Origin of the sequence: Brevundimonas sp. (genome assembly GCF_035626535.1) — a bacterium.
GTDB lineage: Bacteria > Pseudomonadota > Alphaproteobacteria > Caulobacterales > Caulobacteraceae > Brevundimonas.
The window spans coordinates 43,074-53,292 of record NZ_DASPNO010000091.1; the positions used below are offsets into that span (position 1 = coordinate 43,074).

Annotated in this window: 11 protein-coding genes; 5 read left to right on the forward strand and 6 right to left on the reverse strand. The window is 69.0% G+C overall.

Going from position 1 to position 10,219, the window contains the following annotated elements:
• Positions 1–36: 36 nt before the first annotated feature.
• From VEC04_RS13795 to VEC04_RS13820, 6 genes are all read right to left on the reverse strand, one after another.
• On the reverse strand, positions 37–1,599 hold the full coding sequence (locus tag VEC04_RS13795; protein ID WP_414642683.1) for a carboxylesterase/lipase family protein: 1,563 nt from the start codon (positions 1,597–1,599) through the stop codon (positions 37–39).
• Complete coding sequence (locus VEC04_RS13800) at positions 1,599–2,357, reverse strand: molybdopterin-dependent oxidoreductase (protein ID WP_324777569.1); 759 nt, start codon at positions 2,355–2,357, stop codon at positions 1,599–1,601. The genes VEC04_RS13795 and VEC04_RS13800 overlap by 1 nt, the downstream gene beginning before the upstream one ends.
• Positions 2,354–3,169, reverse strand: coding sequence for a cytochrome b/b6 domain-containing protein (locus tag VEC04_RS13805; protein WP_324777570.1), 816 nt, complete (start codon positions 3,167–3,169; stop codon positions 2,354–2,356). Before VEC04_RS13805 ends, VEC04_RS13800 begins: the two co-directional genes overlap by 4 nt.
• Before the next feature lie 80 nt (positions 3,170–3,249).
• A complete protein-coding gene (locus VEC04_RS13810; RefSeq protein WP_324777571.1) occupies positions 3,250–3,693 on the reverse strand; it encodes a hypothetical protein in 444 nt (147 codons plus the stop codon).
• Between the two features lie 97 nt (positions 3,694–3,790).
• Positions 3,791–5,251 carry a HAMP domain-containing sensor histidine kinase gene (locus VEC04_RS13815; RefSeq protein ID WP_324777572.1) on the reverse strand — a complete coding sequence of 487 codons (1,461 nt, stop codon included), beginning with the start codon at positions 5,249–5,251 and terminating at the stop codon, positions 3,791–3,793.
• A 40-nt stretch (positions 5,252–5,291) separates the two neighbouring features.
• Positions 5,292–6,014: a TVP38/TMEM64 family protein gene (locus VEC04_RS13820; protein WP_324777573.1), complete on the reverse strand. Its 723-nt coding sequence runs from the start codon at positions 6,012–6,014 to the stop codon at positions 5,292–5,294.
• Positions 6,015–6,132: 118 nt separating this feature from the next.
• On the opposite strand from VEC04_RS13820, the gene rpmH reads away from it, so the two are divergent.
• From rpmH to VEC04_RS13845, 5 genes are all read left to right on the forward strand, one after another.
• Positions 6,133–6,267, forward strand: a complete 135-nt coding sequence (gene rpmH, locus VEC04_RS13825; RefSeq protein WP_003164000.1) for a 50S ribosomal protein L34 — start codon at positions 6,133–6,135, stop codon at positions 6,265–6,267.
• A gap of 142 nt (positions 6,268–6,409) precedes the next feature.
• Entirely contained in the window at positions 6,410–6,814 is a 405-nt protein-coding gene (gene rnpA / locus VEC04_RS13830; protein ID WP_324777578.1) for a ribonuclease P protein component, read from the forward strand.
• A 5-nt stretch (positions 6,815–6,819) separates the two neighbouring features.
• Positions 6,820–8,631, forward strand: coding sequence for a membrane protein insertase YidC (gene yidC, locus VEC04_RS13835; protein ID WP_324777574.1), 1,812 nt, complete (start codon positions 6,820–6,822; stop codon positions 8,629–8,631).
• Positions 8,632–8,783: 152 nt separating this feature from the next.
• Complete coding sequence (gene yihA, locus VEC04_RS13840) at positions 8,784–9,425, forward strand: ribosome biogenesis GTP-binding protein YihA/YsxC (protein WP_324777575.1); 642 nt, start codon at positions 8,784–8,786, stop codon at positions 9,423–9,425.
• A gap of 160 nt (positions 9,426–9,585) precedes the next feature.
• The coding region (locus tag VEC04_RS13845) for an alpha/beta fold hydrolase (RefSeq protein WP_324777576.1) at positions 9,586–10,219 on the forward strand (634 nt) is incomplete at its 3' end.

A 10,219-nucleotide genomic window follows, 5' to 3' on the forward strand; every position in this document is an offset into this window, starting at 1 on the left:
CAAATCCGACAGATTCGATAGATTGCGTCCGACCGCTCACGTCCCCGGCTGGATATAGGGGATTCGCCCGAAGAAGCGCCGCTCGTACCCGCGCGGGTCGTTCTCCATCCGGGGCGGCAGATCCATGATCATCGTCTCGCGCCGCTCCAGTGAACAGGGCGTCCAGACTGGCAGCCCCGGATGGTTCGGATCCCCGCTGCGGGCGAAGGCCAGAAGCGCGTCGCTCATGGCGTCGGCCATGCCCTGCGCCTCCGGCCGGATCGCGCCCGACCCCTCCGCCGCCAGATTGTCCAGCATCAGCGGGATGTCTGAGGTGTGGAACGCCCCCGTCCGCCCGTTCGGCAGCCGGGCCGGCCAGTCCAGCTGATAGACCCACGCAGGCGCCCCCTGCGCCGCCCGCATTTCCGCCTCGATCACCGCCGCCCGCCACGACCGCGCCGCCGTCGTGGCCCGGATCAGCACCTGATCGGGCGTCATTTCCGGATGCTGGCGGCGATACCAGGCGACCACCTCCTCCGGGGTCACGTCGATGCGCATCTGCGACGGCGTCAGCCGCCCCGGCAGCGTCTCCCATGTCAGGCCGGCGTTGGCGGGGTCGTTCCCGAGGAAGGCCAGCGTCTCCTCACGCGTATTGCCGATGATCATCGGGACATGCGCCGACTGCGCCGGGGCGTCGGGCCAGAACGGGTGCCGGGTCAGGCTGCGCCCGTCCAGCACCGGCCCGAAATACAGCGAACCACCCAGGATCGGATCGGTCGCCCCCGCCGCCTCGATCAGCCGCTCGACCGGCAGGGTCCGGACCTCGTCAATCCGGTCCGGGGTCAGCCCCAGCGTCTCCAGCCAGACCTCGGCCCGGCGCGTGGCGTTCAGCGGCCCCGAGGCCGTTACCTGCTGGCCACTCATCGTCACCGCCCGGTGGAACAGCCCGGCCGCCGCCGGCATGGCCATCAGCGTGGCGATCTTGGCCCCGCCCCCCGACTGCCCGACCACCGTTACGCACCCCGGGTCGCCGCCGAAAGCCGCGATATTGTCGCGCACCCACTGCAGCGCCAGCACCAGATCCAGCTGGCCCAGATTGCCGCTGTCCTCGAACCCGGGCGCCAGCCGCGCCAGCGACGCATAGCCCAGTGGGCCCAGCCTGTGGTTGACGGTAACCACGACCACGTCGCCCTTCGCCGCCAGCCTCGCGCCGTCGGTCAGCGGACTGGAGCCCGAACCCGTCGAATAGGCCCCGCCGTGGATGTAGACGATCACCGGCCGCCGCCCGGCGTCGACGCCCGGCGTCCAGACATTGAGCCGCAGGCAGTCCTCGGACTGGTTCGGTTCGCTCCCGCGCTGGGGCGAGGCGGGGCCGTAGTCCACGCAGGACCGAGGTTCACGCCACCGCGTTGGGCGAACCGGCGGCAAGAACCGGCGCGGGCCCGTGTCTTCGCCGTAGGGAAGGCCGCGAAACACCGCCACGCCGCCTTCTTTGACACCGGTTACCGGCCCGGACGTCAAAAGCGCCGCCGAATCTGGCCGGGCGGACCTCGCGTCGCCGGCGGCCAGCAGCACGGCTGCACCCGCGCCGAGGCCCAGAGACCGTCTCGTCGGATGGATCAGATGCCCGCGTACCACTCGTACCCCCGGTCTTCCCAGTAGCCGCCCTTGCCCCGGCCGAGGTGGGCGAAACTCTCCACCGCCTCGATGCGGCGGATGTATTTGGCATGTTTGTAGCCCAACTGCCGCTCGACCCGGAGCCGCAGCGGCGCCCCGTGCGGAACCGGCAGAATCTCGCCGTTCATGTCATACGCCAGGATGGTCTGCGAATGCCGCGCGTCGACCAGGTCGATGCTCTCGTAATACCGGTCGCCATCCTCCTGCTGATCCAGCGCGTCGAAGCAGTGGAAGACGATGTATCTCGCCTCCGGCTTCAGCCCGGCCTCGTCGAGCAGGGTCTCCAGCCGCACGCCCGTCCATTCGCCGATCGAGGTCCAGCCCTCGACGCAGTCGTGTTTGGTGATCTGGGTCTGCGCCGGCCGCGACCGCAAATCCCCCAGGCTCAGCGACAACGGCCGCTCGACCAGTCCGTCGATCACCAGCCGATAGCCCGCAAATCCGTCCGCCTTCAGCGCCCGATAGTCCGACGCCGTCGGATTGGTGGAGCCGTTGGCCCGGAAGTCCGGCGAAATCTCGGCCCGGCTGTAAGTCGGGGCCAAGGCCTCGCGCGGGATCAGCAGCCGCTGCGCCCGGCGGGTCAGGCCCTCGCCCATCCGCCGCGCCTGTTCCGACAATTTCCAGCTCGCCTCGCCGCAGGCCGCCACGAACGACGACAGCCCCGCGGCCATCGCGCCCGTCAGCCACCGCCGCCGGTTCATGACGGCTCTCCCTCTTCAGGCCGCCGTCGCCGCAGCTTCGGCCCCGCCGTCGAGCCCGCGGGCTGGATGACGAACCAGCCGGTGATCATCGACCGCATGTTGTTGAAGAAGCCGGTCCAGATCACCAGCCCGACATGCACGGCGATGAAGGCCACGATCAGCCCGGCCGAGATGAAATGCAGCGTCCGCGCCGACTGGCGGCCGCCCATGATCTCGAGCAGCACCCCGCCGACGGCGTTGAAAGCCGGCGACATCGACAGGCCGGTGATCAGCATCAGCGGCAGGATGACCAGCACCATGGCCACATAGGTCAGCTTCTGGATGACATTGTACGTCCGCGCGTGATCGTCGGCGGGAAAGTGGAAGCGGGCGTGCTCCTTCACCGACGGCCAGAAGCCGCGCAGTTCGCGCACGGTCGGCCACAGCCGCCGCCCGAAGCGGCCGGTCAGCAGCCCCCAGCCCAGATAGACCAGACCGTTGATCACGAAAATCCAGGCGAACAGGAAATGCCAGTTGCGCGCCTCGGCCAGGTTACGTCCCTGTGGGATCAGCAGCCAGCGGGGGACCGTCGGCGTGCTCAGCCATGGATCGGCGAAGGTCGAGGCGATGCCCCAGTAGAGATGCGCATGCGCGGCGAGGATGTTCAGCCCGCTCATCAGCAGCACGACGACGGCGGCGACGTTTATCCAGTGGGTGATCCGCACCGTCGCCGGATGCCGCCAGGTGTCCATGCGTCCGCGGGACAGCGGCCGGTCGGCGTGCGGATCGGCGACCGGCGCGGGAGGGGACGAATCGGCGACAGCGTCGGACATGGCGGCGGTCCCCCGGAAGGCGGCCCTCCAAAGGTGTCACGCGCGCCGTTTCGTCGCAACGTCGGCCGCTGGAAGCGAGATCAGGGCCGCGGCGGTCGCGGCGTCAGGCAGACGCGGCCGGCCAGTCGGCAGGCCTCCATCTCGGCTTCCCAGGCGGCGTTGTCGCGTTCCCATTGCGCCCGGGCGGCGTTGGCGGCGGCGACGTTGGCCTCCCATTGGGCCCTTTCGGTCTCCAGCCGGGCCGTCTCGGCGCGCCATTGGGCGTTCCGCTCCTCGAACGAGGCCATCGCCCCGGCCTCGGCCTCCGCCGCCGCGGCGTTGCGGGCGGCGATCTCGGCGTTCAGCCGGGCGGTGGCGGCGACCTCGGCGGGGTTCTGTTCGGAATCCGGAGCCCGGTGGTACTGCTCGCCACGCAGGCGCAGCCATTCCTCTGAACCCGGCGTAGGGGCGGACTGGGACCGGGCGATGACGGGAACGGCGGCGAGCGCCAGCGCCACGGCGGCGGTCAGGGTCATGCGGATCATCACGGGCTCCTTCGAACTGCTCGACGGCCGGTGTGGGCCATCTGGTGGCGATCAGGAACAGATAACGCCGGTCGGGCGATTTGGAGCCGACCGGCGCTCAGTCGGGAAGCCGGAGCTCGAAGGTCGTCCCCTCCGGGCCCGTGTCCACAAGGAGCAGATCGCCGCCGTGGCTGACCGCCAGTTCGCGCGAGATGGTCAGGCCCAGGCCGGTGCCGTCGGAGCCCCGCCCGCTGACGAAGGGCTCGAACAACTGGTCCGACAGGCGCGGCGGGATGCCCGGCCCGTTGTCGGCGATGCGGAGAACCGTCTGCTCGCCCTCGTGGACGGCGCTCACCTTGACCACGCCCTTGCGGCCGATCCGCGTGGCGTCGCCCTCGATAGCCTGGCGGGCGTTTCGCATCAGATTGACCAGGATGCGGTGCAACTGGTCCGGGTCGGCGTGGACGGTGAAGCGCGCCGGAATGGCCTTCGCCAGACGCACGCCGTCGTCCGACAGGCCGGCGTCCTCGGCCGCGACCGTGACCGCGGCGCCGAGTGCGAGACGGACGCGCTGTGGCTCCGGCTCCTCGCTGCGGCCGTATTCCAGCACGTTGCGCGACAGGGCGGCCGCGCGGCCCAGCGCCCGCTCCAGCCGCGGCAGCGCCTTGGCCACCTGCGGATCCGGCGAGTCGGCCAGCCGCTCGGAGGCGATCTGGGCCGACGTCAGCATGTTGCGCAGGTCGTGATTGATCTTGGCCACCGCCTCGCCCAGCGCCACCAGCCGCGCCCGCGAACGCAGCGACTGGCGCACCTCGTCCTGCATCCGCGCCAGCTCGCGCTCGACCCGGCCGATCTCGTCGTGCCGGTCGCTGGGCGGGTCGCCCTCGGCGTCGGGGTCGACGGCGAACCGCTCGATCGAGCGGGTCACGCGCCGCAACGGCTGCAGCACGAGGAATGCGAGGCCGCCGTAGAGCAGGCCCCCGGCCACCAGCGAGAGCAGCAGCGACACCAGCAGGCTGTTGAGCAAGAAGGTCCGCAATTCGGCCTTCAGCGGTTCCGCCGGGGCCAGAATCTCGATGAAGTCGCCGGACCGGTAGCGGGGCCGCGCCTGCACCCGCACCGAGCGGTCCGGATGGCCGAACAGGGTCCGCCACGGGTCGAGCAACCGCGCCATCGGCCGGTCCTCGCGCAGGTCGATCAGATCCGGCGTGCGCGGCAGGTTGGGCGCCTGGAGCAGCAGCCGCCGCACGCCCTGGTCGCCGACCACGACGGCCTGGACCCCGCCGATCGCCAGCAGCTGTTCCGCGACGTCGTCCTCGACCGCGGAATAGGGCAGGGCCTCGACGCCCACCGAGGCCAGTTCGGCTGACTGCAGCCGGTCCAGCAGCCAGCGCTCGTGGAAGCTGGCGGCGCTGGGGGCGATGATCAGGATCTCGACCACCACGGTGAAGATGAAGGTCAGGGCCAGCAGCCGCCACGCCAGGGCGTCGGGAGCGTGGAAGCGCAGCCGCTCGCGCCAGTCTTCAGGCAGCCGCAGGCGCCGTTCGACGTCGTTCAGCAGGGGCCGCGCCTCGCTCATGCCCCATCTAACGCAAGGCTTGGGCCAATAGCTGCGTTCTTCATGCCCGCCCCCGCGGCCGCAGCGCCGCCTGCAGCGCCTTCATCGCGAAGGGCAGCACGACCGCCAGCACGAAGACGCCCGCCATCGGGGCCCAGAACTGGCTGAACAGGGCCTGGAAGTCGGGGTCGGGATCGGCGGCCAGCAGGGCGTTCAGCCGCGCCCCGATCCAGCAGTAGATGATGTGCGCCGGCAGCAGGCCGATCACGGTGGCGATCGTGTAGGGCCCGAGCCGCACCGCCATCATCCCGGCCGCGATGTTGATCATGTGGAACGGCACCACCACCGCCAGCCGCGACGCCAGCACATACCAGAACGTGTCCTTGTCGATGGCGGCGCAGACCTTCTGCATCAGCCCCGCGTCCCGCTCGGCCTTGCGCCTCAGCGATTCCCCCAGCGCGGTGCGGGTTACGGCGTAGACCACCAGCGCCCCCGCCGTGGCGGCGATCGAGGTCGAGACCCCGCCGACCCATGGCCCGAACAGATAGCCGGCGGTGATGGTGACGAAGAACACGCCCGGCACGACGCTGGCCGTCAGCACCGCGAACAGCAGCATCAGGGTCAGCAGGCTGAGCACATAGTTGGCGGCCGTGAAGTCGCGGAAGGTCTGACCGTGCTCGCGCAGGGTTTCGAGCGACAGGTAGCGGTTCCAGCCCATGGCGAATATCAGGGTGATCACGCCCGCCAGCGCGATGAGCGGAAGGAAGCGTTTCACCCGGTGCATCGTCTCTCCGCTGACGCCCACGGCGTTGACACCACGGGCTTCCCCGCTTATACGCCCGCCCTTCCCGCGACGGACCTCTTTCCGCCGCCCACCTTGTTTTCAGTCCCAGGAGCCGACCGTGAAGCGGACCTATCAGCCGTCGCGACTCGTGCGCAAGCGCCGTCACGGCTTCCGTTCGCGGATGGCCACCAAGAACGGACAGAAGATCGTTGCGCGCCGCCGCGCCAAGGGCCGCAAGCGCCTGACGGCCTAAACAGATATCCGCTCATCCCGGCGAAAGCCGGGACCCAGTTCTGTCCAGCTTGACGCCGGAGTTTCAGGACATGGGCCGAGCGAATGACGAAGACCGATCATCCAAAGCACTGGGTTCCGGCTTTCGCCGGGATGAGCGGTTGATGGATCAGTCCTTCAAAATCGAACGCCTGAAATCGCGGCCCCAGTTCCTGGCGGCCGCGAAAGGCGTTTCAGAGGCCCGCGGCGCCGTGGTCGTGCAACGGCTGGACCGCGTCGACGGCGATCCGACGGTGCGGCTTGGCTTCACCGCCACGCGCAAGATCGGCGGCGCCGTGATCCGCAACCGAGCCAAGCGCCGGCTGCGCGAGGCCGCCCGCGCGCTTGCGCCGCAGCTGGCGCGGCCGGGCAGCGACTATGTCTTCATCGCCCGCATGGGCACGGCCGACCGTCCGTGGGACCGTTTGCTTGACGATGTGAAATCGGCGCTTACAAGGCTCGCGACCCCGCGGTCGGCGCCTCCTGTCGCGCCCCACGCACCGACATCGCCCGCCGGCCAGGACCACTGACCTCCATGCCCCCCCAGAACAACAGCCGCAACACGATCATCTTCATCGTGGTCGCGTCGATCATGCTGCTGGCCTACAGCTTCTTCGTGATGGAGCCGCAGACGCAGAAGCGTCGTGAGGCCCAACAGGCGACGGCGGAGGCGACCTCGGCGCCGGCGAATGCGACCTCGCCCTCGCCCAGCGCCGCCATCTTCACCGAGGACCGCACCGTCGCCCTGGGGGCGAACGGAACCGTCCGGGTGCCGATCCGCACCGAAACGCTGACCGGCTCGCTGTCGCTGACCGGCGGCCGCATCGACGACCTGTTCCTGACCAACTACCGCGAGACGATCGACGCGGACTCGCCCGCCGTCGAACTGTTCCGCCCCGCAGGCATGAAGCATGCCTTCTACGCCCAGTTCGGCTGGAGCGGCCCGAACATCCCCGGCGGCGTTCCCGGCCCGAACACGCCCTGGACGCTGACCCAGGGCGCGACCTTGACGCCGACGACGCCGGTGGTGCTGACCTGGGACAATGGCGCCGGCCTGCGCTTCACGCGCCGGATCAGCATCGACGACCTGTACATGTTCACGATCACGGACACGGTCGCCAACTTCAGCGCCCAAGCGGTGACGCTGACCCCGGCCGCCGCCGTCCTGCGCCAGGGCGTCCCGCCCAACCTCGGCAAGAACCAGGTCCTGCACGAGGGCGCGATCGGCACCTTCGGCGACGGCTCCTCCTATTCGACGAACCAGCTCAAATACGGCAAGTGGTCCAAGCAGAAGGCCGCCGAGGAGCACGAGTCCACCGGCGGCTGGCTGGGCATCACGGACAAGTACTGGCTGGCCGCGCTGATCCCGGCGCAGGACGAGCGCATCAACGCCGAGTTCCGCGTCAGCGGCCCCGGCCAGCCCGCCGACAGGGCCCACATCGTGGGCATGCTGGGCGAGTCCCACACCGTCCAGCCCAACACCCAGATCACCGAAACCCAGCGCCTGTTCGCCGGGGCCAAGCGCAACGAAATCCTCGCCGGCTACGAGAAGTCGCTCGACCTGCCGCGCTTCGTCTACGCCATCGACTGGGGCTTCCTGTTCTTCCTGACCCGGCCGATCTTCTGGCTGGTCGAGTTCTTCTACGGCTTCCTGGGCAATTTCGGCCTCGCCATCCTGGCCCTGACCCTGACCGTCCGCCTGATCATGTTCCCGCTCGCCAACAAGAGCTACGAGAGCATGTCGAAGATGCGGAACCTTCAGCCGAAGATGGAGGAGATCAAGAAGAAGCACCCCGACGAGCCGCAGAAGCAGCAGCAGGAGCTGATGGCCCTGTACCAGAAAGAGAAGATCAATCCCCTGGCCGGCTGTCTGCCGCTGCTGCTCCAGATTCCGGTCTTCTACGCCGTCTACAAGATGCTGTTCGTGACCATCGAGATGCGCCACCAGCCCTTCTTCGGCTGGATCCGCGACCTCTCGGCGCCGGACCCGACCACGATCTGGAACCTGTTCGGCCTGATTCAGTGGGACCCCTCGTCGGCGCCGCTGATCGGCGGTCTGCTGGGCGGCACCTTCGCGCTCAGCATCCTCGCCATCTTCTACGGCCTGACCATGTGGCTGCAGATGGCCATGAGCCCGCAGGCGCCGGACCCGATGCAGCGCCGCATCTTCGCGCTGATGCCGATCGTCTTCACCTTCATCATGGCCACCTTCCCGGCCGGCCTGCTGATCTATTGGGCGTGGTCGAACATCCTGACCATCTTCCAGCAGTACATCATCATGCACCGCCTGAAGGCCGACAACCCGATCGACAGCTTCCTCGCCCGCCTGAAGAAGGCGAAGGCCTGATCCTCCAAACCGCTCATCCCGGCGCAAGCCGGGACCAGTGCCTTGGATGAGCGATGGTCGTGACTGATCCCAGGCGTTAAGTCCTGCAACGCCGGCCTCGCGCTGGACAGAACTGGGTCCGGCTTGCGCCGGGATGAGCGGAAGATTTGGTGATGGACGAGTTCACTGCGGAAGAACTGGAGCAGGCGCGCATCCTGTTCGCGCGCCCGGCCACCTTCGTCATGGGGTGCGCGAAGATCGAGCAACTGCCCGATCCCGACCTGCCCGAGATCGCCTTCGCCGGCCGGTCCAACGTCGGCAAGTCGAGCCTGATCAATGGCCTCGTCGGCATGCACAAGCTGGCCCGCGCCTCGAACGAGCCGGGCCGCACGCGCGAGGTCAATTTCTTCGATCTCGACGGCAGGATGCGTCTGGTCGACCTTCCCGGCTACGGCTGGGCCAAGGCCTCGAAGGCGACGGTGAAGAAGTTCCAGGACCTCGGCCGCGACTATCTGCGCGGCCGCGTCACCCTGAAGCGCGTCTATCTGCTGATCGACGCCCGGCACGGCCTCAAGAAGGTCGACGACGAGGCCCTCGACGCGCTCGATCTCGCCGCGGTCAGTTACCAGATCGTCCTGACCAAGGCCGACAAGCTGAAGAAGGGCGAGGCCGAGAAGGTCCAGGGCGCCACTCTCAAGGCCATCGCCAAACGCCCCGCCGCCTACCCCGCCGTCATCGTCACCTCCGCCGAAAAGGGCGACGGCCTGCCGGAACTGCGGGCGGAGATCATGCGGACCACGGGCGTGGAACTCTGAGGCTTTCCTCCCCGTCCTCCGGGGAGGGCGACCGCGAAGCGGTGGAGGGGCTCGTCCCGTTTCACCGTCGCCCATCGGCCCTGGTCTTCGACAGCCCCTCCACCACTTCGTGGTCCCCCTCCCCATTGCATGGGGAGGAAAAGGCTGGTCCGCTTCCCCCATGCAGACCCGACACATCCAGACCGACCGCCTGAACCAGCAGGTCCTCGAGGCTGGTTCCGGTCCGCTGGTCCTGCTGGTTCACGGATTCCCCGAACTCGGGATCAGCTGGCGGGCGCAGGTCGAGGCCCTGGCCGCCGCCGGCTACCACGCCGTGGCTCCCGACATGCGCGGCTACGGCGGCACCGACAAACCGGCCGCCGCCGCTGCCTACGGCGTCCTCGACCTCGTCGGAGACCTCGTCGATCTCGTCCGGGCGCTTGGCGAAACGTCGTGCGTCGTCGTCGGCCACGACTTCGGCGCCTCGGTCGCCTGGTGTTGCGCCCTCACGCGACCCGACCTGTTCCGCGCCGTCTTCTGCCTGTCGGTGCCGTTCCAGCCGCGCCGCCCGAAGGGTCCGCCGACCGCCGCCCTGGCCGCCATCACCAAACGCGCCGGCCTCGGCCAGCTCTACATCAGCCAGTTCCAGTCCCCCGACGCGCACGAGGCCTTCGACGCCGATCCCGCCGCGGCCCTGCGCAAGGCCTTCTACGCCTATGACGGCGCCACGCGCGATGACCGCCAGTCGACCGGCTTCTTTCCCGAGGGCGAGACCCTGCTCGCCACCATCCCCGACGACGCGACCCTGCCGCCGT

What these genes read in the sequence shown, in the direction of transcription:
- rnpA (WP_324777578.1), top strand. Translation starts at nt 6,410, where the DNA reads ATGGATCAGTCCTTCAAAATCGAACGCCTGAAATCGCGGCCCCAGTTC.
- yihA (WP_324777575.1), top strand. Translation starts at nt 8,784, where the DNA reads ATGGACGAGTTCACTGCGGAAGAACTGGAGCAGGCGCGCATCCTGTTC.
- VEC04_RS13820 (WP_324777573.1), bottom strand. Translation starts at nt 6,014, where the DNA reads ATGCACCGGGTGAAACGCTTCCTTCCGCTCATCGCGCTGGCGGGCGTG.
- yidC (WP_324777574.1), top strand. Translation starts at nt 6,820, where the DNA reads ATGCCCCCCCAGAACAACAGCCGCAACACGATCATCTTCATCGTGGTC.
- VEC04_RS13805 (WP_324777570.1), bottom strand. Translation starts at nt 3,169, where the DNA reads ATGTCCGACGCTGTCGCCGATTCGTCCCCTCCCGCGCCGGTCGCCGAT.
- VEC04_RS13800 (WP_324777569.1), bottom strand. Translation starts at nt 2,357, where the DNA reads ATGAACCGGCGGCGGTGGCTGACGGGCGCGATGGCCGCGGGGCTGTCG.
- VEC04_RS13810 (WP_324777571.1), bottom strand. Translation starts at nt 3,693, where the DNA reads ATGATCCGCATGACCCTGACCGCCGCCGTGGCGCTGGCGCTCGCCGCC.
- VEC04_RS13815 (WP_324777572.1), bottom strand. Translation starts at nt 5,251, where the DNA reads ATGAGCGAGGCGCGGCCCCTGCTGAACGACGTCGAACGGCGCCTGCGG.